19 protein-coding genes are annotated in these 25,465 nt (G+C 70.8%); 8 read left to right on the forward strand and 11 right to left on the reverse strand.

What is annotated here, in order from left to right; translation table 11 throughout:
* Positions 1-107 precede the first annotated feature (107 nt).
* Positions 108-515, reverse strand: a complete 408-nt coding sequence (locus ACZ6ZP_RS33500) for a DUF4307 domain-containing protein (RefSeq protein WP_351170571.1) — start codon at positions 513-515, stop codon at positions 108-110.
* A 114-nt stretch (positions 516-629) separates the two neighbouring features.
* Between ACZ6ZP_RS33500 and mca the strand changes: the two genes are divergently transcribed.
* Together mca and ACZ6ZP_RS33510 are read left to right on the forward strand one after the other, a co-directional pair.
* On the forward strand, positions 630-1,511 hold the full coding sequence (gene mca, locus ACZ6ZP_RS33505) for a mycothiol conjugate amidase Mca (protein WP_351170568.1): 882 nt from the start codon (positions 630-632) through the stop codon (positions 1,509-1,511).
* 19 nt (positions 1,512-1,530) lie between these two features.
* Entirely contained in the window at positions 1,531-1,743 is a 213-nt protein-coding gene (locus ACZ6ZP_RS33510; RefSeq protein ID WP_383826404.1) for a hypothetical protein, read from the forward strand.
* Here the strand turns inward: ACZ6ZP_RS33510 and ACZ6ZP_RS33515 are convergent.
* A complete protein-coding gene (locus tag ACZ6ZP_RS33515) occupies positions 1,740-4,940 on the reverse strand; it encodes a tetratricopeptide repeat protein (protein WP_351170562.1) in 3,201 nt (1,066 codons plus the stop codon). The two genes, ACZ6ZP_RS33510 and ACZ6ZP_RS33515, sit on opposite strands and share 4 nt — an antisense overlap.
* Positions 4,941-5,074: 134 nt before the next feature.
* Between ACZ6ZP_RS33515 and ACZ6ZP_RS33520 the strand changes: the two genes are divergently transcribed.
* Positions 5,075-7,114, forward strand: coding sequence for a thioredoxin domain-containing protein (locus ACZ6ZP_RS33520; RefSeq protein ID WP_361472749.1), 2,040 nt, complete (start codon positions 5,075-5,077; stop codon positions 7,112-7,114).
* Positions 7,115-7,343: 229 nt separating this feature from the next.
* On the opposite strand, the gene ACZ6ZP_RS33525 is transcribed toward ACZ6ZP_RS33520, so the two are convergent.
* The 4 genes from ACZ6ZP_RS33525 to trhA all read right to left on the reverse strand — a co-directional run bounded on the left by ACZ6ZP_RS33525 (position 7,344) and on the right by trhA (position 11,242).
* Positions 7,344-8,108 carry a Mut7-C RNAse domain-containing protein gene (locus ACZ6ZP_RS33525; protein ID WP_469409535.1) on the reverse strand — a complete coding sequence of 255 codons (765 nt, stop codon included), beginning with the start codon at positions 8,106-8,108 and terminating at the stop codon, positions 7,344-7,346.
* A gap of 76 nt (positions 8,109-8,184) precedes the next feature.
* Positions 8,185-8,829 carry a TetR/AcrR family transcriptional regulator gene (locus tag ACZ6ZP_RS33530; protein ID WP_361471489.1) on the reverse strand — a complete coding sequence of 215 codons (645 nt, stop codon included), beginning with the start codon at positions 8,827-8,829 and terminating at the stop codon, positions 8,185-8,187.
* Complete coding sequence (locus ACZ6ZP_RS33535) at positions 8,826-10,385, reverse strand: MFS transporter (protein ID WP_469409537.1); 1,560 nt, start codon at positions 10,383-10,385, stop codon at positions 8,826-8,828. The genes ACZ6ZP_RS33530 and ACZ6ZP_RS33535 overlap by 4 nt, the downstream gene beginning before the upstream one ends.
* 128 nt (positions 10,386-10,513) lie before the next feature.
* Positions 10,514-11,242: a PAQR family membrane homeostasis protein TrhA gene (trhA, locus tag ACZ6ZP_RS33540; protein WP_351170547.1), complete on the reverse strand. Its 729-nt coding sequence runs from the start codon at positions 11,240-11,242 to the stop codon at positions 10,514-10,516.
* A 310-nt stretch (positions 11,243-11,552) separates the two neighbouring features.
* Between trhA and ACZ6ZP_RS33545 the strand changes: the two genes are divergently transcribed.
* Both ACZ6ZP_RS33545 and ACZ6ZP_RS33550 read left to right on the forward strand, forming a co-directional pair.
* Positions 11,553-13,397 (forward strand): phosphoenolpyruvate carboxykinase (GTP), encoded by a 1,845-nt coding sequence (locus tag ACZ6ZP_RS33545; protein WP_351170544.1) that lies wholly within the window; start codon positions 11,553-11,555, stop codon positions 13,395-13,397.
* Positions 13,398-13,591: 194 nt separating this feature from the next.
* Entirely contained in the window at positions 13,592-15,310 is a 1,719-nt protein-coding gene (locus tag ACZ6ZP_RS33550; RefSeq protein ID WP_469409541.1) for an Ig-like domain repeat protein, read from the forward strand.
* A 138-nt stretch (positions 15,311-15,448) separates the two neighbouring features.
* Here the strand turns inward: ACZ6ZP_RS33550 and ACZ6ZP_RS33555 are convergent, their stop codons facing one another.
* Positions 15,449-15,859, reverse strand: coding sequence for an SCO4983 family protein (locus ACZ6ZP_RS33555; protein WP_351170538.1), 411 nt, complete (start codon positions 15,857-15,859; stop codon positions 15,449-15,451).
* Between the two features lie 93 nt (positions 15,860-15,952).
* Positions 15,953-17,164, reverse strand: a complete 1,212-nt coding sequence (locus ACZ6ZP_RS33560) for a pyridoxal phosphate-dependent aminotransferase (RefSeq protein ID WP_351170535.1) — start codon at positions 17,162-17,164, stop codon at positions 15,953-15,955.
* 208 nt (positions 17,165-17,372) lie between these two features.
* Between ACZ6ZP_RS33560 and ACZ6ZP_RS33565 the strand changes: the two genes are divergently transcribed.
* Together ACZ6ZP_RS33565 and ACZ6ZP_RS33570 are read left to right on the forward strand one after the other, a co-directional pair.
* The gene (locus tag ACZ6ZP_RS33565) at positions 17,373-18,206 is read left to right on the forward strand and encodes a S1 family peptidase (RefSeq protein WP_366462964.1); all 834 of its coding nucleotides are present in this window, start codon (positions 17,373-17,375) and stop codon (positions 18,204-18,206) included.
* Positions 18,207-18,347: 141 nt separating this feature from the next.
* Complete coding sequence (locus ACZ6ZP_RS33570) at positions 18,348-19,217, forward strand: trypsin-like peptidase domain-containing protein (protein ID WP_351170529.1); 870 nt, start codon at positions 18,348-18,350, stop codon at positions 19,215-19,217.
* Positions 19,218-19,270: 53 nt separating this feature from the next.
* Here the strand turns inward: ACZ6ZP_RS33570 and ACZ6ZP_RS33575 are convergent, their stop codons facing one another.
* Positions 19,271-20,698 carry an FG-GAP-like repeat-containing protein gene (locus ACZ6ZP_RS33575; RefSeq protein ID WP_383826343.1) on the reverse strand — a complete coding sequence of 476 codons (1,428 nt, stop codon included), beginning with the start codon at positions 20,696-20,698 and terminating at the stop codon, positions 19,271-19,273.
* A gap of 640 nt (positions 20,699-21,338) precedes the next feature.
* On the opposite strand from ACZ6ZP_RS33575, the gene ACZ6ZP_RS33580 reads away from it, so the two are divergent.
* Positions 21,339-21,950: a hypothetical protein gene (locus ACZ6ZP_RS33580; protein ID WP_351170520.1), complete on the forward strand. Its 612-nt coding sequence runs from the start codon at positions 21,339-21,341 to the stop codon at positions 21,948-21,950.
* Between the two features lie 354 nt (positions 21,951-22,304).
* Here the strand turns inward: ACZ6ZP_RS33580 and ACZ6ZP_RS33585 are convergent, their stop codons facing one another.
* Positions 22,305-23,921: an N-acyl-D-amino-acid deacylase family protein gene (locus ACZ6ZP_RS33585; protein ID WP_366462961.1), complete on the reverse strand. Its 1,617-nt coding sequence runs from the start codon at positions 23,919-23,921 to the stop codon at positions 22,305-22,307.
* 100 nt (positions 23,922-24,021) lie between these two features.
* Positions 24,022-25,329, reverse strand: coding sequence for an amino acid deaminase (locus ACZ6ZP_RS33590; RefSeq protein WP_469409547.1), 1,308 nt, complete (start codon positions 25,327-25,329; stop codon positions 24,022-24,024).
* Positions 25,330-25,465: the final 136 nt, after the last annotated feature.

Here is a 25,465-nt window from a genome sequence, read left to right on the forward strand (position 1 = left end):
CAGGTACGCCGGGGGCGTCGGACGACCGGTGTGGCGCGAGGGGCACCCCGACGGCACCCCGACGGCACCCCGACGGCACTCCGACGGCACTCCGGCGGCGGCCGACGTCAGTCCGAGTGGCAGCCCAGCAGCTCCGCGCTCGTCCCGCGCGCCTTCGTGCGCAGCGTGACGACCTTGTCGATCCGGCCCGTGTCCTGATCGAAGCGGAAGTCGGCGCGGCCCACCTCTTCGCCGTCCTCGGCCTGCGAGCGCAGGGTGCAGTAGCCGTGCGCGTCCGCGTCCTTGCGCACCTCGAGGTGCACCTTGACCGCGCTGTCCGACGCGACCTCGAACTTGATCACTTCGCCGCTGACCTTGGTGCCGGAGACGTAGTCGTATCCGAACCAGCCGATCATCAGGAGGAAGAGCACGCCGAGGACGCCGCCGGTGATCTTCAGCTTCCGGTCCGCGCGCTCGTCGGCCGTGCGCGAGCGGCCGTATCGGCCCTCGGGGATCTTCTCGCCCACGGCGGTCATGATCGTCCTCCAGGAAAAGGGATGCCGGAATTTTCCGCCCCCCGGTTCCGTCACTATAGAAGCCGCCCATTGCGCCGAATGACCGAGGGCGCCGGATCACTGAGGATCAGAGTCTTGACTGAGCAGCTTCGACTGATGGCCGTCCACGCCCACCCCGACGACGAGTCTTCGAAGGGCGCGGCCACCATGGCCAAGTACGTGTCCGAGGGGGTGGACGTGCATGTCGTGACCTGCACGGGCGGGGAGCGCGGCGACATCCTCAACCCCAAGCTCCAGGGGGACACCTACATCCAGCAGAACATCCACGAGGTGCGCCGCAAGGAGATGGAGGAGGCGCGCGAGATCCTCGGCGTCAAGCAGGACTGGCTCGGTTTCGTCGACTCGGGGCTGCCCGAGGGCGACCCGCTGCCGCCGCTGCCCGAGGGCTGCTTCGCCCTGGAGGACGTCGACAAGGCGGCCGGTGAGCTGGTCCGGCAGATCCGCTCCTTCCGTCCGCAGGTCATCACGACGTACGACGAGAACGGCGGCTACCCCCACCCCGACCACATCATGACCCACAAGATCTCGATGGTGGCCTTCGACGGGGCGGCGGACGCCGAGAAGTACCCCGAGAGCGAGTTCGGCCCGGTCTACCAGCCGAAGAAGCTCTACTACAACCAGGGCTTCAACCGGCCGCGCACCGAGGCGCTGCACCAGGCGATGCTCGACAAGGGCCTGGAGTCGCCGTACGGGGACTGGCTCAAGCGCTGGGACGAGTTCGAGCGGGTCGAGCGCACGCTGACCACGCATGTTCCCTGCGCCGACTTCTACGAGGTGCGCGACCGGGCGCTGATCGCGCACGCCACGCAGATCGACCCCGAGGGCGGCTGGTTCCGGGTGCCGATGGAGCTCCAGAAGGAGGTCTGGCCCACGGAGGAGTACGAGCTCGCGAAGTCGCTCGTCGATACATCCCTCCCCGAGGACGACCTCTTTGCGGGCATCCGCGACAATGCCTAGCGTGAACGCACATCTGGCAATGACGCATCTCGTCCCTCTCGCCAAAGAGGTCGACGATGACAAGGTGACCCCGGGTGTTCTCGGCTTCATCGTCTTCGCGGTGATGGCTCTCGCCGTCTGGGGTCTGATGAAGTCGATGAGCAAGCACATGCGGAAGGTCGACTTCAAGGAGCCCGCGGAGGCCTCGGCCTCGGAGGCGAGGGCTTCCGAGGCCGAGCCCCGCAAGGGCTAGCCCGCTGCCGCCACCGTCACTCCCATCACCTCGCGGGAGTGACGGTTCGGCACCATGCCCAGGCGCCAGGCCTGCCAGCCGGCCTCCAGGTCGGCGCCGCGCTCCAGGAGGAGGCCGTACGCCTCCATGTAGTCGTCCAGCTTGCCGTCGCGCGTCGGGTGACCGGCGCGGGCCAGCTGGCTGAGCTCCTCCTGGGCGACCGCGGTGCCGATCTCCCAGCCGCCGGGCGATCCGTACGGCAGCAGGGTGCAGCGAAGGAAGCGGGCCCAGTCCTCGCCCCGCCGGTCGCCGTACGAGGCGAACAGCGCGGCCGCCTCGTCGCACAGGGCGAGCGCCTGTTGGGCGCGCGTGTTCCCCGCGTCCACCACCGCGAGCTCCAGGCACGTCCAGGCCTCGCCGTGCGCGACACCGATGCGCTGGAAGTCGGCGCGGGCGTCCACCAGGAGCTGGCGGGCGAAGCCGGAGTTGCGCAGCGAGCCCGTCTGGGCGGCGCGCTGGTCGCGGGTCACCCGGGCCGAGTGGTGCCGGGCGCAGGCCAGGCCGTACACGTCGCGCATCCGCGAGAACATCGTCCGCGAGCGCTCCAGCTCGCGCACCGCCTGGTCCAGGCTGCCCGCCTCCTCCAGGGCCTGGCCCAGGTAGTAGGCGCTCCACGCCTCGCCGCGCGCGTCCTCGTTGTCGCGGTGCCGGGACACCGCCTGGCGCAGCCCGTCGACCGCGGCCGACGCGTCGCCGTCCACCAGGCGGGCGCGCGCCAGCTGCGTCAGGGCCCAGGCCTCGCCGCGGCCGTCGCGCGTGCGCCCGTACAGGTCGAGGGCGCCCTTGAGCTGCTTCTCCGCGCGCGGTACGTCGCCCATGCGCAGGCAGAGCTGACCGAGCTGGAAGTGCGCCCAGGCCTCGCCGTGCAGGGAGTCGTTCTCGCGGTGCAGGACGAGCGAGGCCTCCAGGAGACCCAGCGCCTCGTTGAGGTTGGCGCGGTCGCGCTCCACGGCGGCGAGGGCGTGCATCGTCCAGGCGCGGTCACCGGCGAGCTCGTCGGCGGCCTGGAGTTCCAGGGCCTCGTGCAGCCGCGCGGACGCCTCCGTCAGATTGCCCTGGTGGTGCAGGGTGATCCCCAGCGAGCACAGGGCCAGAGCGGCGCCCGCGTCCTGGTGGGCCTCCATGTACAGGTCCACGACCGACGTCAGGGTGGTGCGCGCCTGGTCGAGTTCGCCGAGCTGGCGGGACGCGATGCCGGTGCGCCACCGCACGCTGCGTGTGAGGAGCCCCTGGTCGACGGCTTGCGTCAGCTCGCTGATCTCGCCCAGGCGGTAGAGGTCGCCGCGCAGCAGGCAGTAGTCGCACAGCGCGCCCAGGAGGTTGAGCACCGCCTCCTGGTCCACGCCCTCCGCGTGCCGCAGCGTCGCCGTGATGAAGCTGGACTCGTCGTCCAGCCAGCGCAGGGCCGCTTCGAGCGAGGAGAAGCCGTGCCGGTCGAACTGGCCCGCCCGCGTCGACATCTTGCCGTCGACCAGGCGGATCACCGATCCGGCGAGCTCGCTGTAGCTGACGATGAGCCGCTCCTGGGCGGCCGTGCGCTCGGCGGGCTCCTCCTCGTCGATGAGACGGGCGAGCGCGAAGGCGCGTACGAGATCGTGCAGGCGGTAGCGGCTGCCGCGCACGTGGTCGACGAGGCCCGCGCGCGCGAGCGCGGTCAGCTGGCGGGCCGCCTCCGTCTCGTCGGCGCCGAGCAGGGCAGCGGCGGCGGCCGCCCCCAGGGACGCGCGGCCGGCGAGCGCGAGCCTGCGCAGGAGGCGCCGCGCGGGCTCGGTCTGGTCGGTGTAGCGCAGCCACAGGACGCGCTCGACGGGCTCCACGGGGCCGTACGCCGCGAGGTCGGCGGCGAGCCGGCTCGGTGTGCGCGCGCCGATCGAGGACCCGGCGACGCGCAGGGCGAGCGGCAGGCCGCCGCACAACTCCCGCACCGCGTCGGCGGATTCGGCGTCGTAGGGCCCCGACGCGTCCTCGGCCGCATCCCGCAGGAGCTCCTCCGCGCCCGCCGCGTCCAGCGGCTCCACCGGCAGCTGGTGCACCCAGGCCGGGAGGTCGGCGGGCAGTTCCAGGGGCTTGCGGGTGGTGACAAGGACGAGACTGTCGGAGCGCTCGGGCACCAGGGTGCGCACCTGCTCCGGGTCGCTCGCGTCGTCGAGCACGACGGTCACCGCGAGCCCGGTCAGATACTGGTGGTACAGCTCGCTGAGCCGCTTGAGCTGCTGTTCCTGCGAGGAGCGCTCCCGGATGAGGAGCTGCTCGCGCGGGGCGCCCAATCGATTCAGCAGATGCAGGAGCGCGTCCCGCGTGGACAGCGGCTTGGAGCTCTCGCCCCGCAGGTCGACCACGCAGGCGCCCCGGAACTGGTCCCGCAGATCGTGCGCGGCACGCACCGCGAGCGAGGACCGCCCGGAGCCCGGCGCGCCGTGCAGCACGACGACGGTGGGCCGGGTCTCGGTGCTGGCCCGCGCCGCGTGCACCCACTGGGCGACGCGGGCGAGCTCGGCGCGGCGGCCGGCGAACGGCCCGTCCGGCTCCGGCAGTTGGGTGAAGGACTGCTCCAGTACGGTGCGCCTGCGGGCCGCCGCGCTCTTGTCCGTGCCCCGCAGCTGGGGCGCGGCCTTCTTCTTGCCGGAGCCGGAGGACGCCTGGAGCACCCGCTGCTGGTCCAGGAAGGGCCGGATGCCCCGCACCTCCAGGGCCGTCAGCCACTGCAGCCGCAGCTGCTCGGGCCCGCCCGGCTGGCTGACCGCACCGGCGCGGCGGCTGGCCGCGGGCACGTGGGACGCGGTGACCTTCAGGACGGTGGTGGCCGCACCGGCGACGGCGACGGCGGCGCCCGCCCCCATGGCGGTCGAGACCCCGGTCCCGAGCACGAGGTCGGCCAGGCACGCGCCCACGGCGGCAACGGCCGCCACCAGCAGGGGAGTTCCGGCCCCCTCCTTGGCGTACCGCTGCCCGAAGGAGAGCTGCCCCGCCTCCGCCTCGTCCACGGCCTGCGTGTAGGCGGCGTACTCCTCGGCGGCACTCTGCCCCATGGCATCCAGCGCGCCCCGGGCCCGCGAGAGCAGCACGCCCCCGTCGATCCGCCCGCCGGAGCGGCGCACCTCTTCCTCCACCGCCCGCACCAACAGCCGCTCGGCTTCGGCCCGATGGCTGTCCCGCATATGGGTCCCCCTCCGAGAGCAATAGTCACCTGCGGGCACAAGTGTCCTGCGTACGGAGCTCCGGCGCGAGGGAGTCCGCGGATCACGTGGGGCAGTCCACGGATCGGAGGGCCGGGTGCGCGAGGATGGAAGGCATGCCGAACCGACTGGCCCATGAGACGTCCCCCTACCTTCTTCAGCACGCCGACAACCCCGTCGACTGGTGGCCCTGGTCGGCGCAGGCCTTCTCGGAGGCGCGGGAGCGCGGCGTTCCCGTGCTGCTCAGCGTCGGGTACAGCAGTTGCCACTGGTGCCACGTCATGGCGCACGAGTCCTTCGAGGACGCCGGCACGGCCGCCTTCCTGAACGAGCACTTCGTCAACGTCAAGGTCGACCGCGAGGAGCGGCCCGACATCGACGCCGTCTACATGGAGGCCGTGCAGGCCGCGACGGGTCAGGGCGGCTGGCCCATGACGGTCTTCCTGACGCCCGACGCCGAGCCCTTCTACTTCGGCACGTACTTCCCGCCCGAGCCCCGGCACGGCATGCCGTCCTTCCAGCAGGTGGCCGACGGGGTGCGGCGCGCCTGGACGGACCGGCGCGACGAGGTCGCCGAGGTCGCGGGCAAGATTGTGCGCGACCTCTCCGAGCGCCAGCTGGCGTTCGGCGCCGACGAGCTGCCCGGCGAGGACGAGCTCGCGCAGGCGCTGCTCGGCCTGACGCGCGACTACGACGCATCGCGCGGCGGATTCGGGGGCGCGCCCAAGTTCCCGCCGTCCATGGTCGTCGAGTTCCTGCTGCGGCACTACGCCCGCACCGGCTCGGAGGGCGCCCTGCAGATGGCGGCCGACACCTGCGAGCGGATGGCGCGCGGCGGGATCTACGACCAGCTGGGCGGCGGGTTCGCCCGGTACTCCGTGGACCGGGAGTGGGTCGTGCCCCACTTCGAGAAGATGCTGTACGACAACGCCCTGCTCTGCCGGGTCTACGCCCACCTGTGGCGGGCCACGGGCTCGGACCTCGCGCGGCGCGTCGCCCTGGAGACCGCCGACTTCATGGTGCGCGAACTGCGCACGAACGAGGGCGGGTTCGCCTCCGCCCTCGACGCGGACAGCGAGGACGCCACCACCGGCAAGCACGTCGAGGGCGCCTACTACGTGTGGACGCCGGAGCAGCTGCGTGAGGTGCTCGGCGACGCGGACGCCGAGACCGCCGTCGCGTACTTCGGGGTGACGGAGGAAGGGACCTTCGAGGAAGGCGCTTCGGTGCTGCAGCTCCCCGAGGGCGGGAGCGGGGACGGGGGCGGTGGCGCGGTGGCGGATGCCGACCGGATCGCCTCGATCCGGGAGCGGCTGCTCGCGGCGCGCTCGGAGCGGCCCGCGCCCGGCCGCGACGACAAGATCGTCGCCGCCTGGAACGGGCTCGCGGTCGCCGCGCTCGCCGAGGTGGGCGCGTACTTCGACCGGCCCGACCTGGTGGCGGCTGCGGTGGGCGCCGGTGACCTGCTCGTACGGCTGCACATGGACGACCGCGCACGGCTCTCCCGGACATCCAAGGACGGCCAAGTGGGCGCGAACGCGGGCGTGTTGGAGGACTACGCCGATGTCGCGGAGGGGTTCCTCGCGCTGGCGTCCGTGACGGGGGAGGGGGTCTGGCTGGAGTTCGCCGGGTTCCTCCTCGACCACGTGCTCGGCCAGTTCGTGGACGCGGAGTCCGGGTCTCTGTACGACACGGCCGCGGACGCCGAGCAGTTGATCCGGCGGCCGCAGGACCCCACGGACAACGCGGTGCCGTCCGGGTGGACGGCGGCCGCGGGGGCGCTGCTCTCGTACGCGGCGCAGACCGGGGCCGAGCCGCATCGTCTGGCTGCGGAGCGGGCGTTGGGCGTGGTGAAGGGGCTCGCGCCGCGGGCGCCGCGGTTCATCGGGCATGGCCTTGCGGTGGCGGAGGCGGCGCTGGACGGGCCGCGGGAGGTGGCCGTGATCGGTCCGGTGGGCGGCGAGTTGCACCGCACCGCGATGCTCGCGGGGGCGCCTGGGGCGGTGATCGCCGCCGGGCCTGCGGACGGCGAGCTTCCGCTGCTCGCGGGGCGGGGGCTGGTGGAGGGGCTTCCGGCGGCCTATGTGTGCCGGCGGTTCGTCTGCGACGCGCCTACCACTGACGTGGGGGAGCTGGCGGCGAAGCTGTCTGGCTGAGGGCTCTGGCGCGGGGGCCTTGGTGGCCGTCCATCACCGGCTCCGCCGAGTTTGTCCTCAAACGCCGGACGGGCTGGAGATCCAGCCCTCCGGGCGTTTGAGGAGCGGGGGTCCGGGGGCGGAGCCCCCGGGTCTGTGGCCGGAGCGGGTGCCCACCCAGGGTCCGGCCCCCGGGCTGTATTTCAGCCCCTCCGGCGTGTGAGGAGCGGGGTCTGGGGCGGAGCCCCAGCTAGGCCCCCGCGCCGAGCGGGTTTTCGGGAAGGGGCGGGGGCGGGGAGAATTCCGCCACCGCCCGCGCCACGATCCCCTCAAGGCGGTCATGATGCGCCCCCCGCCAGTACACCCGCCCGCACTCCCCGCACTCCGCGAACACCTCGTACGTCCCTCGCGTACCGCCCTCCAGACGCTCCGCGACCTCCTCCTTGCTCGCCGCCCGCAGCGAGCCGTTGCACGCCGTGCAGCGGGTCCACGGGTGCAGGGCGGGGGCGAAACGGCTCAGTACGTCCCGGAGTTGTTCGTCCGGCGCGTCGCTGTAGACGTACGCGCCGGCCCACAGCTCCCGCCGCCGCAGCAGGCCCCGGTCCCGGCTGAGCAGCACCCGCCGCTCAGCGGCCGAGCGCGTGGCCAGGGCGGGGTCGCCGATGTCCGTGCTCTCGTACGCCGTGTCCACGCCGAGCAGGCGCAAGCGCCGCGCCAGCGTGCCGAGGTGGACGTCCAGGAGGAAGCGCAGGGGCGCGTCGGGGAGAGGCTGGGGGCGGGGGACGGCGCGGACCTCGACCGACTCGTCCGCCGCCGGGACGTGCGAGACCGCGACCTCCGCGCCGTCCACCACCAGCGAGCCGACCTCCGTCAGCGGAACCCCGAGCGACTCGACGACGTGCCCGAGCGTGGACGCGCCGTCCGTAACGGCCTTGGTGGGGCCGCCCCTTCGGTCGTGCTGCACGAAGAGGCCCAGCTCGGGGGCGAAGCGGATGAGGATCTCCGGACCGTTCATGCGGTCAGGATGGCACGGGCCGAACGCGCACGGCCGGGGATTTCCCGCGGCCCCGCGGGCGGGACCGCGCGGAGTGTCAGGCTTCCGGCGCACCCGTGCCGAAGCCGGAGGTCAGCATGTCCATCGTGCGGCCCACCAGCTCGCCCAGGTCGTCCTGGTGGCCGTGTTCCGCCCAGTACGCCGCCGTCTCCGTGAGCGCGGCGATCAGGGCCATCGAGAACACCCGGACCTCCAGCTCCCCGGGGTCGCGGCCGCTGCGCTCCGCGATGACGCGGCAGAGCATCTGGCCGGTGACCGACATGCTCTCCAGGAGCCGGGACCGCACGGCGGGCACCTCGATCATCAGGCGCGTACGCAGGCGCGAGACCTCGGGCTCCTCCGTGAATCCGAGGCCCACCGCCCTGCACAGCACGATCCGCAGGGACTCCACGATCGGCTCGTCCGCGGGGCGCGCCCGCAACTCGTCCTCGAGCAGCGGGTCGTACTCGTCGGTGAGGACGATGTCCTCCTTGGTCGGGAAGTAGCGGAAGACCGTCGACGCCGACACCTCCGCCGCCTCCGCGATCTGCTCGACCGTCGTCGCCTCGTACCCCTGCTCCTCGATCAGCCGGTAGGTGGCCTCACGGATCGCGATGCGGGTCTTGAGCTTCTTCCGTTCGCGGAGCCCCGGCCGGGGGCCGTGCGCGGAAGCGGTGGTGCGTGCGGCGGTCATGGCGCTCATTGTCGGGCATCCTCCGGCCGCCGTGCCATGTCGGCGCCGTCCGGCGTCGTGCCGGCCGCCTTCGGCAGCAGCGCCGCGACCAGCAGCGCCGTCACCAGCGCCGCGATGCCGCTCACCAGGAGGACCGTCACCATGCCGTCGATGTACGCCGCGTCGGCGGAGTCCACGAGCCCGGGAGCCCCGAGCCGTTCGGCGACCGCGTGGGCGGCCACCACCGAATCGCCCGCGGTCTGCGCCGCCGCGTCCGGCAGCCGCGCGGTGTCGAGGCGGTCGACGTACACGCTGGAGAGCAGCGAACCGAGCAGCGCGATCCCGACGGCGCCGCCCACCTGCCGCACGGTCATCAGGAGACCCGTGCCCGACCCCGCCCGCTCGACGGGGAGCGCGCCGAGGGCCGAGTCCATGGACGGCACGACGGCGAAGCCGAAGCCGAGTCCGGCGACGGTGAGCCAGAGCGCGGTGAAGCCGTAGCCGGATTCGACCGTCGTACGGCTGCCGAGGATCGCCGCGAAGGCGAGGACGACGAGCCCGGCGCTGATCACCGCACGCGGGCCGAAGCGGCGTACGACGGGCTCCGCGCCCCTCGCCGCGACGAGGAGGCCGCCCATCATCGGCAGCATCCGCAGCCCGGTGCCGAAGGCGTCGTGGCCGAGCACCGCCTGGAGATACTGCGGAAGGACGAACATCAGACCCGACAGGACGAACATGACGAGGGTCGCCGCGAGCGTGTTGAGCAGGAAGCCGCGGTTTCGCAGCAGCGACATGTCGAGCATCGGGCGCGGCATGCGCCGTTCGCGCAGGACGAGCGCGGTGATCAGGACGGCCGCGCCGCCGAACATGCCGAGGATCAGCGGGTCGCCCCAGCCGCGTACGGGAGCCTCGATGATCCCGTAGATGAGCGCGCCAAGACCGGCCGCGGTGAGCGCGGTGGAGGCGACGTCGACCTTGGGGGAGGACGGGTCGGTCGTCTCCGGGAGCAGGAAGACGCAGGCCGTGATGCCGATCGCGATCATCGGGACGTTGATCAGGAAGATCGAGCCCCACCAGAAGTGGTCGAGCAGCCAGCCGCCGACGATCGGCCCGAGCGGCGCGCCGAGCGCGGAGGCCGCCGAGACGATGCCGATGGCCTTGGTCCGCTCGCCGGGAGCGAAGAGCGCGGGCAGCACGGCCAGGGCGAGCGGCATGACGAGCGCGCCGCCCATGCCCATGACCGCCCGCGCCACGACGACCAGCTCGACGGAGTGGACGAGGGCGCCGAGCAGTGAGCCCACCAGGAAGACGCCGAGCCCGGTGACCAGCATCTTGCGGCGCCCGAACCGGTCGCCGAGCAGCCCGGCCGGAAGCATCAGGGCCGCGAAGACGACGACGTACGCATCCGCCATCCACTGTTGCTCGCCCGTGCTCGCGTCCAGCTGCCCGGCCATCGTCGGCAGGGCGACGTTGAGGATCGTCATGTCGAAACCGAGCACGAGCATGCTCGCGACGAGGGCGGCGAGCGCCCACCAGCGGCGGGGGTCGCGCTGCTCCACGGCAGACGCATTCGTGACAGTGGCCATGAAATGAGAGTAGCTCTCAAAAGGTAGTCACCGTCAATACCTGCGTCGGTCCGCGCCCGCGCACGCACATGGCCGCGGCTCGAAAGCCGCGGCCATAAGAAGGAGAAGGAGAGGGTGGGGCGTGGTGACTACCCGTGCTGGTAAGCCACCAGCGAGATCCCCACGTAGTGCACCGCGAACGCGGCCAGCGTCAGCGAGTGGAAGACCTCGTGGAAGCCGAAGAAGCGCGGGGAGGGGTTGGGGCGCTTGATGCCGTAGATCACGCCGCCCGCGCTGTAGAGCAGTCCGCCCACGATCACGAGGACCAGGACGGCGATGCCGCCCGCCCGCATGAAGTCGGGCAGGAAGAAGACCGCGGCCCAGCCCATCGCGATGTAGCAAGGGGTGTAGAGCCAGCGCGGCGCGCCGACCCAGAAGACGCGGAAGAGGATGCCGGCCACCGCCGCGCCCCAGACGCCCCACAGCAGCCACTGCCCCTTGGAGCCGGGCAGCAGCAGCATCGTCAGCGGGGTGTACGTGCCGGCGATGATCAGGAAGATGTTCGCGTGGTCGAGTCTGCGCAGCACGCCGTCCGCACGCGGGGTCCAGGTGCCCCGGTGGTAGATCGCGCTCACTCCGAAGAGCAGGCAGGCCGACAGGACGTAGATGCCGACGGCGATCCGGCCACGGGTGGAGTCCGTGAGTGCCGTGAGCACGATGCCGGACACGAGGACCAGGGGGAACATGCCCGCGTGCAGCCAGCCGCGCATCTTCGGCTTCACTTCGGAGAGGTCCGGGAGCGGCAGGGCATCGAGCGCGGACGAGTCGGCGCCCTTGGTCGGGGGGTCCGTGATCGCGTCGGGGACGGGAGCGGTCATGAGAGGAATCGTACCTACGCAACCGTAAGTTAGGCATCAGTCAGGGGAGAGCCGTGGCGTACAAGTGGCGATGCTCACGGTGATACCCGAGCGTACAAGTGACGGACTCGCGTACAGAAGGCCGCCCGAGCGAGTGGCGATGCTCACGCCGCTCACGTGTGAGGCCCTCTGGACATATGCGCGGAAGCGTCGGATGATCAAATGAGTGCGGTCGGCACCGGATGAGCGCCAGAGGGAACAACACGTGAAGCGTCCGGGTCGCAGCCCCCACGGGGCAACAAACCTATAAACCCCTCGTATAGGAGCAATCGTGGCGCGCGACATCGCGGCTCCCCTTCTCTCTGAGTCCCAGGGCACCGCCCCCACCAACCACCAGGACCTCGTCTCCTGGGTGAGCGAGATCGCCGAACTGACGCAGCCGGACAGCGTGGTCTGGTGTGACGGGTCCGAGGCCGAGTACGAGCGCCTGTGCGAGGAGCTCGTCGCCAAGGGCACCTTCAAGAAGCTCGACCCGATCAAGCGCCCGAACTCGTACTACGCGGCCTCCGACCCGACCGACGTCGCGCGCGTCGAGGACCGCACCTTCATCTGCTCCGCGAAGGAGGAGGACGCGGGCCCGACCAACCACTGGAAGGACCCCGCCGAGATGCGGGAGATCTTCACGGGTGAGAAGGGCGTCTTCCGCGGCTCGATGCGCGGCCGCACGATGTACGTCGTGCCCTTCTGCATGGGCCCGGTCGGCTCGCCGCTCTCCGCGATCGGCGTCGAGATCACCGACTCCGCGTACGTCGCGGTCTCCATGCGCACCATGACCCGCATGGGCCAGGCGGTCCTGGACGAGCTCGGCGACGACGGCTTCTTCGTCAAGGCCGTCCACACGCTCGGCGCCCCGCTCGAAGAGGGCGAGGCCGACGTGCCGTGGCCCTGCAACTCCACCAAGTACATCTCGCACTTCCCCGAGGACCGCGAGATCTGGTCGTACGGCTCGGGCTACGGCGGCAACGCCCTGCTCGGCAAGAAGTGCTACGCCCTGCGCATCGCCTCCGTCATGGCGCGCGACGAGGGCTGGCTGGCCGAGCACATGCTGATCCTGAAGCTGACGCCCCCGCAGGGCGAGAGCAAGTACGTCGCGGCGGCCTTCCCGTCCGCCTGTGGCAAGACGAACCTCGCCATGCTGGAGCCGACGGTCCGCGGCTGGACGGTCGAGACCATCGGCGACGACATCGCCTGGATGCGCTTCGGCGAGGACGGCCGGCTCTACGCGATCAACCCCGAGGCCGGTTTCTTCGGCGTCGCGCCCGGCACCGGCGAGCACACCAACGCCAACGCCATGAAGACCCTGTGGGGCAACTCGGTCTTCACGAACGTCGCGCTCACCGACGACAACGACGTCTGGTGGGAGGGCATGACGGAGGAGACTCCGGCCCACCTCACCGACTGGAAGGGCAACGACTGGACGCCCGAGTCGGGCGTCCCGGCCGCGCACCCGAACGCGCGCTTCACCACGCCCGCCTCGCAGTGCCCGATCATCGCGCCCGAGTGGGAGGACCCCAAGGGCGTGCCGATCTCGGCGATCCTCTTCGGCGGCCGTCGCGCCAGCGCGGTGCCGCTGGTGACGGAGTCCTTCAACTGGCAGCACGGCGTCTTCCTCGGCGCCAACGTGGCGAGCGAGAAGACCGCCGCGGCCGAGGGCAAGGTCGGCGAGCTGCGCCGCGACCCGTTCGCGATGCTGCCGTTCTGCGGCTACAACATGGGCGACTACATGGCCCACTGGGTCAAGGTCGGCGCCGACAAGCCCGACCAGTCCAAGCTGCCGAAGATCTACTACGTGAACTGGTTCCGCAAGAACGCCGACGGCAAGTTCGTGTGGCCCGGCTTCGGTGAGAACAGCCGCGTCCTGAAGTGGATCGTCGACCGCCTCGACGGCAAGGCCGAGGGCGTCGAGACCCCCATCGGCATCCTGCCGACGGTGGACTCGCTGGACACCGAGGGGCTCGAACTGCCCACCGCTGACCTGGAGTTCCTGCTCACGGTCGACAAGGAGGTCTGGCGCGACGAGGCCTCGCTGGTCCCCGAGCACCTGAACACCTTCGGCGACCACACGCCCAAGGAGCTGTGGGACGAGTACCGCGCGCTGGTGCAGCGTCTCGGCTGAGATCCCGCGCATTCCGGATGGGCCCCGCACAACGGCGTGCGGGGCCCATCCGCGTATATCCGCATCTTGCATACGCCGCCTTCACATGCCCCTCACATGTTTCAATGACCCCACACGGCGGCCCTTCGATCATTTCGGGCCACCAAATGAGCCTGTGGGGGGACAAGTTGAAGCACTCTCAGCGGTTAAGGCGTGTGACGGGCGCCGCGCTCGCGGCGGTCCTGGGGTCGGCCGGTCTGGTCGCCGTCACCGCGCCCGCCGCGTACGCCGCCACTCCGTCGGACGAGGTGGCGAAGCTGCCGATCTCCTCGTTCGGGGCGATGGTGGTCGACGACGCGCAGGAGCGGGTCTACGTCACCGACGGACGCATGAGCGGCAGTGGCGCGAGCGCCGTCCTGGTCTACAACTTCCAGGGACAACGCGTCGGTTCGCTCGCCACGGATCAGCCGGCGTCCGGCATGGCGCTCAGCGCGGACGGCGCGACGCTGCACGTGTCGCAGTCCAACCGCATCCTGACGTTCGACACGGCGACGCAGGCCAGGACCGGCGCGGCGAGCACGCCCTATGACGTCACCTGTGGCCGGGAGGTGGCCGTCGCCGGCGGCAAGACGTGGTTCACGGAGACGCCGTACACCGGCGGCTCGTACTGCGACCGCCCCGACAACATCGCGCTGCTGTACGGGGTCAACGGCACCTCCTCGACCAACACCGGCTGGAACAGCGAGGGGCGGCTGCGGCTCGACACCGGGCCCGGGGCGCCGGACCGGCTCGTGATGGGGCAGGCGGGCGCGGGCAACGCGGCCAACGCGTTCCTCGCCACCTTCGACGCCAGCGGCGAGAACCTGGTGCGGGGCCCCCAGCGGCGCTTCGCGGACGCCGAGGGCAAGGGCGCGCTCGACCTGAAGGACATCGCCCAGAGCGCCGACGGCAAGCGGATCGCCGTGGCGGACGCCGCGTACGGCACCCGGCTGCTCGACGCCGCCGACCTGGCGGACGCCCCGGTCGGCTACCAGCCGCTGCCGGAGGGCGCGAAGGCGTCGGCGGTGGCGTTCAGCGGCGACGGGAAGTACGTGGCGCGGGGCGCGGCCGCCTCCGGCAGCACGTCCGACCTGCTGATCCAGCCCGCCGACCCGGCGGACGGCGGCGCACCGCTGGAGTTCGCCTTCGAGGGGGAGCTCGACGGGGCGCGGGTCGTGCCGCAGGGTCTGAGCTGGGCCAAGGACGGCTCGCGGCTCTTCGCGGTGACCTCGGACGGCGGCGGCGGCCACTGGCTGCACGTCATCAAGCCCCCGGCCGCCCAGTACGACTCGCGCTTCACGGGCACCCTGAGCACCACGCCCACCAAGCCCGTGGTCGGTGAACCGCTCGGCATCCGCGGCAAGTTGGAGCTGGACGGGCCCGCGCCCGCGGAGCCGGTGAAGGTCGAGGCCGTCCGCAAGGACGCCGACGGCACGCAGGAGGTGGCGGCCGCCAAGGTCGCGGCCGACGGCAGCTTCACCGTCTTGGACGTGCCGGACCGGCTCGGCGAGGCGACGTACACGCTGCGGTTCCTCGGCGACGTCACGCACCGCCCCGCCCAGGACGTCACGGTCACCGTCGACGTGGCGAAGGCGGCGACGGCGATCGAGCTGACGGCGCCCGCCGAGGCGACCCGTACGGGTGGTGTGGAGATCACCGGCACGTTGACCGGGCAGGGGCGTGCGCTGCCGTCCGGGATCAGCCTGAAGGTGACGCGGACCGACCGGTTCGGCACGACGGGCGAGCTGGCCTCGGCATCGGTCGCGGCCGACGGCACGTTCAGGATCAAGGACCTGCCGAACAAGCGCGGCAGGACGGTCTACGCCGTCAGCTACGAGGGCGACGCCCTGCACGCGGGCTCGTCGGCCGAGGCGACGGTGCGGGTGATCGGCTAGCCGGGCAGATGGCACCCGGTCCGAAGACCTCAGGGCCTTCGGACCGGGGCCGTTCAGGGCCGCGCCCCGTAGGGGCGCGCGGAACTGCGCGACAAGCCGCGAATCACCCGCAGCCGCGCACGCGGCCTCAGTGGCAGCTCAGAGGGCGCCAACCAGCCGGGCGGCGCCCTCGTGCGCGTCCATGCGCCGGGCGGCGAGAATCGCCGCCGCGGTGTCGGCGCGGGACGCCGCCACCACCAGGGCGCGGCCCGCGAGGGCGTGGGCGCGCTGGTGCAGGGCGGTGAGGTGCGGTTCGTGGATCGCGGTCACCACGGCGGAGCGGACCGGCGGAAGACCGCCGCGCAGCCGGGCCACCTCGGACGCCAGCTGCTCGGCGGCGTCGTCCAGGTCGGTGGCGGGCGCGAGGGCGCGCAGCTCGTCCGTGACGGCGAGGAGCGCGGCCAGGTGCGCGGCGAGCTGGATGTCCAGCTCCTCCTCGCGCGAGCGGTGCGGGAAGTCGCCGGGGTCGGCCATGGCGTGGACCGACTTGGTGCGGATCGGCTCGTACATGGAATGGCCTCCTGGCGGGTAGCTTGAAAACCATCCTACATTAGATTCAGTCTAAAGTTGACTCCGGCGGCTCTCCGCGGATTAGGGCTGGGGCTAGGGCTGGGTGTAGCCGTCCAGGAAGGTGCCGATCCGGGTGACGGCCTCGGTCAGGTCCGTCACGGTGGGCAGCGTGACGACCCGGAAGTGATCGGGCTCGGGCCAGTTGAAGCCGGTGCCGTGCACGACCATGATCTTCTCGGCGCGGAGCAGGTCGAGCACCATCTGGCGGTCGTCCTTGATCTTGAAGACCTTCGGATCGAGCCGCGGGAAGAGATAGAGGGACCCCTTGGGCTTCACGCAGCTCACGCCGGGGATCTGCGTGAGCAGGTCGTACGCCGTGTCGCGCTGCTCCACGAGCCGGCCGCCCGGCAGCACGAGGTCGTTGATGGTCTGCCGCCCGCTGAGCGCGGCGACCACGCCGTGCTGGCCCGGCATGTTCGCGCACAGGCGCATGTTCGCGAGGATCGTCAGGCCCTCGATGTACGAGGACGCGTGGGCCTTCGGCCCCGAGATGGCCACCCAGCCCACGCGGTATCCGGCCACCCGGTAGGCCTTCGACATGCCGTTGAAGGTGAGGGTGAGCAGGTCCGGGGCGATGGCGGCGGTGGGGGTGTGGACGGCATCGTCGTAGAGGATCTTGTCGTAGATCTCGTCGGAGCAGACCAGGAGGTTGTGCCGACGCGCGATGTCGGTGAGGCCGCGCAGCATCTCCTCGCTGTACACGGCGCCGGTCGGGTTGTTCGGGTTGATGATCACGAGCGCCTTGGTGCGGTCGGTCACCTTGCGCTCGATGTCGGCGAGGTCCGGCATCCAGTCCGCCTGCTCGTCGCAGCGGTAGTGCACGGCCGTGCCGCCGGAGAGCGAGACCGCGGCCGTCCACAGCGGATAGTCCGGCGCCGGTACGAGGACCTCGTCGCCGTCGTCGAGCAGGCCCTGCATGGCCATGACGATGAGTTCGGAGACGCCGTTGCCGATGAAGACGTGCTCGACGTCCGTCTCGATGCCCAAGGTCTGGTTGTGCATGACCACCGCGCGGCGGGCGGCGAGCAGGCCCTTCGCGTCGCCGTAGCCGTGCGCGTCGCCGACGTTGCGGAGGACGTCCTCCAGGATCTCGGGCGGGCACTCGAACCCGAAGGCCGCCGGGTTGCCGGTGTTGAGCTTCAGGATGCGGTGGCCCGCCGCTTCCAGCCGCATCGCCTCCTCGAGCACCGGGCCCCGGATCTCGTAACAGACGTTGGCGAGCTTCGTCGACTGGATGACCTGCATGTCCGCGAGCTTACGGGCGCGTAAGGAGACCCGCCTCGTGTTTTGCGCCACGTAGGGGGTGCGGGGGAGCGGCCGGGCCTTCCGGGTGTCCTGTCAGCGGTCAGCCGTGTCCGTATGCGGTCTTGTCCTCGCGGCCGAGTACCTCAACAATGCGCATGACAAAACCGAAGCAACTTCGGTCACACAGTCATCAGAGGGGACCCCCCACATGAACAAGCCTCTCGTCGTCGCGTGCTTTTCCGCCCTGCTCCTCGGAGCGACCGCGGTGCCCGCGACGGCCGTCAGCGACGAACGGCCCGTCAAGGCGAAGGCGGTTGACTTCGCGGGCACGGTCGCGCTGAGCAACTGTTCCGGCTCCGTCGTCCGTGTGCCGGACTCGAAGCCGGGCGACCCGGCGCTCGTGATGTCCAACGGCCACTGCCTGGAGGCCGGATTCCCGGCGCCCGGCGAAGTCGTCGTCGACAAGCCCTCTTCGCGCAGCTTCACGCTGTTGAACTCCAGCGGCGGCAACGCGGGCACGGTCAAGGCGAGCAAGATCGCCTACGGCACGATGACGGACACCGACCTCTCGCTCTACCAACTCACCAGCACCTACAGCGAGATCGAGAGCAAGTTCGGCATCAAGGCCCTTGAACTGAACGCGTCGCGACCGGAGCAGGGCAAGGCGATCACCGTCGCGTCCGGCTACTGGAAGAAGATGTACAAGTGCAGCATCGACGGGTTCGCCTACCGCCTCAAGGAGGGGAACTGGACCTGGAAGGATTCGGTCCGCTACACCCCCGACTGCCAGACGATCGGCGGCACTTCGGGCTCTCCGGTGATCGATGACGCTACCGGCAAGGTCGTCGCCGTCAACAACACCGGCAACGAGAGCGGCGAGGAGTGCACGGACAACAACCCGTGCGAGGTCGACGAGAGCGGCAAGGTGACGGTCCGCAAGGGCATCAACTACGCCCAGCAGACGTACGGCGTCGTGCCGTGCGTGGCGCCCGGCAACAAGATCGACCTGAGCCGCTCGGGCTGCGAGCTCCCCAAGCCGTAAGGCTTCGGACCACGGCGGGTCGGCCCAGCCGGGCCGGCCCGCCGAATTGTCAAGAGTTCTCGCCCCTTGTCCCCCTCCACGGGCCCCCGAAGAATGCCCATGACAACCACACAGGGCACAGCTACAAGGGGGGCTCCACACATGAACAAGGCTCTCGCGGGCGGCTTACTCGCCCTCACCCTCGTAGGGTTCGGCTCCGCACCCTCGGTCGCGGCTCCGGACGGCACGTCGTCGACGCGAGCGGCGGGGGAGGCCGCGAAGAAGGGCGTCGACTTCGCGGGGACCGTCGCGCTCAGCAACTGTTCGGGCTCCGTCGTCCGCACGCCCCAGTCGAAGGCGGACGACCCCGCGCTCGTCCTCTCCAACGGCCACTGCCTGGAGAGCGGCTTCCCGGCGGCGGGCGAGGTCATCGTCGACCAGCCGTCCACCCGCACCTTCAAGCTCCTGGACGCCAAGGGCGCGGAGAAGGCGACACTCACGGCGAGCAAGATCTCGTACGCGACGATGACCGACACCGACATCTCGATCTACCAACTCACCACCAGCTACGCCGACATCCAGAAGAAGTACGGCATCAAGGCACTGGAGATCGAGGACGACCACCCGGTCAAGGGGCGAGCCATCACGGTCGTCTCCGGCTACTGGAAGCAGACGTACACCTGCAAGATCGACGGTTTCGCGTACCGCCTCAAGGAAGGCGAGTGGACCTGGAAGGACTCGGTCCGCTACACCCCCGAGTGCCAGACCATCGGCGGCACTTCGGGCTCGCCGGTGATCGACCACAAGACCGGCAAGGTCACGGCCGTCAACAACACGGGGAACGAGGACGGCGAGCGCTGCACCCTCAACAACCCGTGTGAGGTGGACCGGAAGGGCAACGTGACGGTCCGCAAGGGCATCAACTACGCCCAGCAGACGTACGGGATCGTGCCCTGCGTCGGACACGACAGCAAGATCGACCTCGGCCGCAAGGGCTGCAAGCTGCCGCGCCCGGCAGCCGCGAGGCGGTAGCGGGCGGTGTACGTGGTCCCCATCCCCGTCGGTGACGGGGATGGGGACCGTTCTCAGTCGAGCAGGCTCTCGCCGAACCGCGAGCCGCTCGCGAGGCCGAAGTCGGCAGAGCTGAGCGACGTGGAACCGGAACCGGTGAGGCCGGACGACGTGCCCGGCAGGGTCCACAGGCCGCCGCTGCGGTTGTTCTCGAAGGAGGCTGTCACCGCCAGGTCACCCTTGCCGTCCTTGTCGTAGTCGGCGATCCGGACCTGCGCGCCGAAGAGATCCCCGGCCTCGGCGGCGCCCGGAACCCCGGCGGTGTCCTGGGAAACACGCACGACCGAGGACTGCGAGACACCGGAGGCGGAACCGCGGAACACGGTCACGTCACCGGCGTTGTCCAGGTCGCCGAGCTGCTCGCCGTTGGCGCCGACCACCAGCTCGGCCTTGCCGTCGCCGGTGACGTCACCGATCGCCACCGAGGCTCCCCAGTTGTCGCCGTCCTCGTTGGCACCGGGCACGCCGGCGCTGTTCTGGTGCAGGGTCACCGGCTCGCCGAAGCCCGTCGGGCTGCCCAGACGGACCCTGACGTAGCCGGAGCCGTTGCTCGGGTCGTCGACGGAGAAGAACTCGGGCCAGGTCAGGGAGGTGGCCATGTCATCGAAGCCGTCACCGTTCACGTCACCGAGAGCGACGGCGGTGTTCCCGTCGTCCACACGCTGAATCCGGTTCGGGCGGCCCTCCTGACCCGTGAAGATGTCGGTGCCCGGCCGTCCGGTCCCGGCATCGCCGGTCACGGCCAGGTCGTCCTTGCCGTCCCCGTTGACGTCGCCCACGGCGGCCTCCGAGTACCGGAGCCCTCCACCAGGGACCGACAGGGTGTACGCGGGCACCGGCTTGCTCGCTCGGTCGAAGCCGCCCTTGTAGACGACGGCCGCGCGCGGCTCGATCACCGCGAGGTCCGCGCCGCTGTCGCCGGTGAAGTCCCCCACCGCGACGTCCCAGCCGTGGGACTGCCACTGTTCCGGGTTCTCCACGGTGGTCGTGGTGCTGCTGGTGAACGGCTTCACGCCGCCCCACAGGATGGTGACGCTGCCCTGGCCCTCGAAGTCCCCCACGTCCTCGCCGTCGGCGCCGACGACGAGGTCCGCGTATCCGTCACCGTCGAGGTCGCCGCTGGCGATCGACATCCCGAAATGGTCACTGTCCTCGGGCGTGCCCGGCACGCCCGAGGAACTCTGAGTGAGCGAGGCCTTGCCGGTGGTGGCCGGACCGTCGGCCGTCCCGAAAGCCACGACCACCTCACCCGCGGCCTGCGCCCCGCCGACGGTCTTGTACGGCGCGCCGACCGCGATGTCCCGGTGCCCGTCACCGTTGAAGTCGTCGGCGAGCTTGGCGGGTGCGGCAGCCGCCGACGCCACTGGACCAGCGACGAACAAGCCGCCGGTCAGGGCGGTGACGGCCGCGGCGGCGACAACGGTGCGGAAGGGCATGGGCATGAAGGTTCTCTCCTTGGAGCAGTCCTGGACGGTGCCCAAGACAATCCAAGGAGTCGAATGGTTGTACCCCTACCCTGTCAGGCTCTTACAGCCCTTGAGCGCCGCCACTCGCCGCCGTACCTCGTGAGGCGTGCACTCCACGAGGACCTGACGCCGTGCCGCGAGCTGCGGCGGCAGCTTGTCGCGCAGCCTGCGGCGGACGAAAGCGCCGGGGGAGTGCACCTGGTCCGGCAGCCCGGCGGTGAGCTGCCGTGCGTGAGGTATCCCGCGTACCCGAGTTGTTCCTCGTATGAGTGACCTGTACGGCTTCGAGATCGAGCCGGAGGTGCGAGCGTGGCTGGACGGTCTCAGTGAGGCGGGCCGAGGGCGGGACGGCCCCGACGCTGGAGCTGCTCAGGCTGCTTGCGGCGGCTCTCGACCCGGACGCGCACCTCACCCCTGGTCACCGACCTCGGTTCGCTCTGGTTCGAAGGTCACGCGGCCTAGAAGCGGTTCGTGGCGGCGGGCGGGACCGTCTTGAGGCAGCGGATCCAGCGGCGAGAACCGGACGGGCCGCCACCCGGTGACGGCGGTCCGCTCCGGTGAGACGTTGCCCGCGGCACTCGTCGCCGGACGGACCGGCGGGGAGGAAGGGAACACCATGACCAAGATGATCGGGCACGTGGAATACGCGAACGACGAGACGGAAGCGACCGACCTGCTCACCGAGTACAGCGAGTCGATCGGCCTTCCCTGGGGACTGATCCCGCAGCGCAAGCGGGAAGCCTCCGTCCGCATCGCGACCTACGAGGACAAGAACAACGGTCTGGCGGCGGCCAAGAAGACCCTCGACGACGATGTGGCCGAACAGCGGCGCGCGGCGCGGGTGGCGGAACGCACGGCGGAGATCAAGAAGCAGGCCGATTCCTTTGTGAACGCGGTCGGAGTGTCGAGCAGCGCCGGCTCGCTCCTCGATCTGTGCAGGCACCACTACGAGCAGGCCAACCACCCCAACTTCACGTTCGGCTCCGGCATGACGGAGACCGAATACGCCTCCTTCCAGGAGGAGTGGGCGGAAGCCGCCGACCTGGCGTCGCAGCGCTACAACCAGTTCACGAACCTCCGCTCGACCGCGATCCAGGACAAGGCCGCCCTCGGCAAGGGGCAGGTCGGGGACACCCTGGACACACGCGGCCGGCAGGGCAACGTGTTCGTGACGATCCTGGGCGCGAAGTTCAACGCCCACATCGACATCAAGGGCAAGAAGAAGTAGGGGACCTGGCGGTCCAAGAGGGCGCATTCGGCAACGCGTGCGCCCCCCTGCTGCCAGAACACAACTTTCCCAAAGTAGGTGCGCCACCCCACGCGGATAGATCCGGTCCGCAGACGCTTGACGAGACCGGTTCCGATCCCGGAGCTCTCGCGGGCCCGGCGGTGAGAGGCCCGTGACGGTCATGCCGGAAGACTGGTCGGCAGCCGACCGGAACACCGAACAGCATGCCGGGAGTGGTCGAGAGTCCCGCCCCTCGGGCCGTCCGGTCGTCTTCCGTCCCGTAACCGCCAACCTCGGGACAACCGGGCGGCCCCGGCATTCAGCAAGGCCGCAGGCACCGCGAAACCCCCCGGCCTAGGGAGCCCGGCGCACCGACCGCCCCGCGAGGACGTCCGTGCGTCGCCCGTCCTCCATCACGAACTTGCCGTCGATCAGGACGTGCGGGATGCCGGAGGGAAGCGTGCGGGGGGTGTCGAAGGTGGAGCCCGCCGCGACCGTCTCGGGGTCGAACAGGACCAGGTCGGCGCGGTAGCCCTCGCGGACGAAGCCCCGGTCGGGCAGCCGCAGCCGGGCGGCCGGGCGCGCGGTGAGGTGGGCGACGCACTCCTCCAGGGTGAGGACGCCGAGTTCGCGCACGTAGCGGCCGAGGTACTGGGGGAAGGTGCCGTAGGCACGCGGGTGCGGCTTGAAGCCCTGGAGAATGCCGTCGCTGCCGCCCGTGTGCACGGGGTGGCGCATGATCGCCTGCACGTTCTCCTCGTGGCCGACGTGCTGGAGGATCGTCGAGCCCAGCTTGTCGTTGATGAGCAGACGCCGGGCGGTGACCCAGGGCTCCTCGCCGCGCTGCTCGGCGGACTGGGCGACGGTCTTGCCCACGCAGGAGGCGAGCCCCGGGTCGGAGACGCCTGAGATCTCGATCTTGTCCCACTCGATCGGTACGCCGTGACAGCCGTCGGCGCCGATGACCTCCATGTGGTGGCGGATCTTCTCGGCGGTCTCGTCGTCCTGCAGCCGGGCCAGGATCGCGTCGGGCCCGCCCTCGCTCGCCCAGCTCGGCAGCATGGCGACGAGCGTCGTGCAGCCGGGGGTGTAGGGGTAGGTGTCCAGGGTGATGTCCGCGCCGTTCGCCAGCGCGTCGTCCAGGAGGGCGAGCAGGTCGGGCGCCTTGCCCTTGTTCACACCGAAGTTCATGGTGGCGTGCGCGAGGTGCAGGGGGCAGTTCGCGGTGCGCGTGAGGTCGACCATCTCCTCGTACGCCTGGAGGGCGCCGGCGCCGTAACTGCGGTGGTGGGGGCAGTAGTAGCCGTTGAACTGAGCCACGACCTTGCAGAGTTCGGTGAGCTCGGAGTCGTCGGCGTACATGCCGGGGGTGTACGTGAGTCCGGAGGACATGCCGACGGCGCCCTGCTCCATGCCCTCGGCGACGAGCTGCTTCATCCGCTCGACCTCGGCGGGGGTCGCCGGGCGGTCGTCCCAGCCGAGCGCGTACATGCGGACGGTGCCCTGCGGGATGAGGTAGGCCGCGTTCACGGCGATGCCCTGGCCGCCGTGGGAGCGGTCCAGGCGGTCCAGGTACTCGCCGACGGTGCGCCAGTCGAAGTCGATGTCGCTGCCGTCGCCGTTCCAGCCGGTGATGGCCTGGCGGACCTGGGCCAGGGTGCGGTCGTCGACCGGGGCGTAGCTCAGCCCGTCCTGGCCGATGACCTCCAGGGTGACGCCCTGGGCCGCCTTCGCGCTGTGGTCAGGGTCTCGGAGGAGGGCGAGGTCGCTGTGGGCGTGCATGTCGATGAAACCGGGGGCGAGGGCCAGGCCGTGGGCTTCGACCGTGCGGTCCCCCGTGGGGCGGGGGCCCGCGTCCCCTCCCTCCCGGTGGATCTCGGTGATCCTGCCCTCGTGTACGCCGACATCGGCTCGGTAGGAGGCACCTCCGGTGCCGTCTATGACGCGGGCGTCTCGGATGACGAGGTCCACGGGGTGCCTCTCACTTTGCTCGGCTGCGGGGTAATCGGGTGGGTGGGTGGGAGACACCCGCCGCGGAGCGGCGGTTCAGGGAGCCCCCAGGACCCAGGGGTCAGAAATAGGTGCGGATGTAGTCCGTGACCGTTCCGTCCGCCTCGACGAGGGGAATCAGCTGCCACTTGTCGAAGGACGTGCAGGGGTGGGACAGACCCATGCCGATCCAGTCGCCCACGGCCAGCTCCGCCTGCGGAGTAGTACGGATCCACGCGTGCTGGTCCGAGAGCCCGGTAACCGTGATCCCGGTTGCAGGGCGGTCGGTACCGCCCCGGCGCACAACCTGCGCCTCGGGCAGGTCGATGTCGTACGCCGCGTCCCGCTTGCCCGCGTTCGTGAACGCCTGCTCCGGCGTCGGCCGGGACACCACCTGCGTCCAGAGGCGGAACGCCGGGTGCAGGGCGCCCTCGTCCGGGACACGGTTGAACGGGGTCAGGTGACGGTAGTGGCCGTCGTCATGGGAGACGTACGCGCCCGACCGGAGCAACTTCAGTACCGGCACCGACAGATCGGGGATCTCGGCGAACACGTCCGCCACCGCGTCGAACCACGCGCTGCCGCCCGCGCTGACGACGACCTCCTCCAGGTCCGCGAACCGGTTCGCCTTGTCGAACTCGACCGCGAGCGAGGTCAGACGCTCCAGCCAGGCCCGCACGCGCTCGGGCGTCGCGTCCGGCACCTCGCCCTCGTAACCGGCGACGCCCACCAGGCGCAGCGTGTCCGCAGCCGCGACCGCGTTGGCGATCTCGACGCACTCGGCCTCCGTGCGCACACCGGTCCGCGCGCCTTCACCCGCGCCGAGCTCCACCACGACGTCGACGGGACGCGTCGCGCCCGCCTCGCGCAGAGCGGCGTCCATCAGGGCGACGCCGGGCACGGAATCGACGTAACAGATGAAGCGGAACGCGGGGTCGGCGTCCAGCTCGCCCGCGATCCAGCGCAGTGCGGACGCGTCCACCAGCTCATTGGCGAGGAAGATCCGCTCCACCCCGAAGGCGCGCGCCACCCGCACCTGGTGCGGCACGGCAAGGGTGATGCCCCACGCGCCGTGCTCCATCTGACGCTCGAAGAGCTCCGGCGCCATGGACGTCTTGCCGTGCGGCGCGAAGGCGAGGCCGTGCCGCTCGGAGTACGTCTCCATCAGCGCGAGGTTGTGCTCCAGGCGCTCGGCGGAGAGGGCGAGGACGGGGGTGGTGAAACCGTCCGTGAAGAGGTTGCGGCGCTGGGCCGCCAGCTCGCCGACCGTCAGTCCCTCCGCGTCCGGCGGGAGGCCCTTGAAGCGGTGGTCGATCCGCTCTTCCGCGAGCCGGTCGAGCTCCTGGGCCCTGCGTCGGGCGGTGCGGTCGACTGCGTTGTCGGCGGCCATGGCGCCTCCTCGAAAAGGTGCGTTGCATGATATGCAACGGTCATTGCGTATGTCGCTTACTGCTGTCTAACATCCGAGCCAACGCCGGGTCAACGGATCCGGACAGTCGGTTGAGGGGCAGGAAGATCGTGACCGC

The sequence above is a fragment of the Streptomyces sp. NPDC054047 genome, assembly GCF_055585065.1.

Excerpts from the sequence above, each read along its gene's own strand:
- ACZ6ZP_RS33500 (WP_351170571.1), bottom strand. The coding sequence starts at position 515 with ATGACCGCCGTGGGCGAGAAGATCCCCGAGGGCCGATACGGCCGCTCG.
- ACZ6ZP_RS33510 (WP_383826404.1), top strand. The coding sequence starts at position 1,531 with ATGACGCATCTCGTCCCTCTCGCCAAAGAGGTCGACGATGACAAGGTG.
- ACZ6ZP_RS33515 (WP_351170562.1), bottom strand. The coding sequence starts at position 4,940 with ATGCGGGACAGCCATCGGGCCGAAGCCGAGCGGCTGTTGGTGCGGGCG.
- ACZ6ZP_RS33520 (WP_361472749.1), top strand. The coding sequence starts at position 5,075 with ATGCCGAACCGACTGGCCCATGAGACGTCCCCCTACCTTCTTCAGCAC.
- ACZ6ZP_RS33525 (WP_469409535.1), bottom strand. The coding sequence starts at position 8,108 with ATGAACGGTCCGGAGATCCTCATCCGCTTCGCCCCCGAGCTGGGCCTC.
- ACZ6ZP_RS33530 (WP_361471489.1), bottom strand. The coding sequence starts at position 8,829 with ATGAGCGCCATGACCGCCGCACGCACCACCGCTTCCGCGCACGGCCCC.
- ACZ6ZP_RS33535 (WP_469409537.1), bottom strand. The coding sequence starts at position 10,385 with ATGGCCACTGTCACGAATGCGTCTGCCGTGGAGCAGCGCGACCCCCGC.
- trhA (WP_351170547.1), bottom strand. The coding sequence starts at position 11,242 with ATGACCGCTCCCGTCCCCGACGCGATCACGGACCCCCCGACCAAGGGC.
- ACZ6ZP_RS33555 (WP_351170538.1), bottom strand. The coding sequence starts at position 15,859 with ATGTACGAGCCGATCCGCACCAAGTCGGTCCACGCCATGGCCGACCCC.
- ACZ6ZP_RS33560 (WP_351170535.1), bottom strand. The coding sequence starts at position 17,164 with ATGCAGGTCATCCAGTCGACGAAGCTCGCCAACGTCTGTTACGAGATC.
- ACZ6ZP_RS33565 (WP_366462964.1), top strand. The coding sequence starts at position 17,373 with ATGAACAAGCCTCTCGTCGTCGCGTGCTTTTCCGCCCTGCTCCTCGGA.
- ACZ6ZP_RS33570 (WP_351170529.1), top strand. The coding sequence starts at position 18,348 with ATGAACAAGGCTCTCGCGGGCGGCTTACTCGCCCTCACCCTCGTAGGG.
- ACZ6ZP_RS33575 (WP_383826343.1), bottom strand. The coding sequence starts at position 20,698 with ATGCCCATGCCCTTCCGCACCGTTGTCGCCGCCGCGGCCGTCACCGCC.
- ACZ6ZP_RS33580 (WP_351170520.1), top strand. The coding sequence starts at position 21,339 with ATGACCAAGATGATCGGGCACGTGGAATACGCGAACGACGAGACGGAA.
- ACZ6ZP_RS33590 (WP_469409547.1), bottom strand. The coding sequence starts at position 25,329 with ATGGCCGCCGACAACGCAGTCGACCGCACCGCCCGACGCAGGGCCCAG.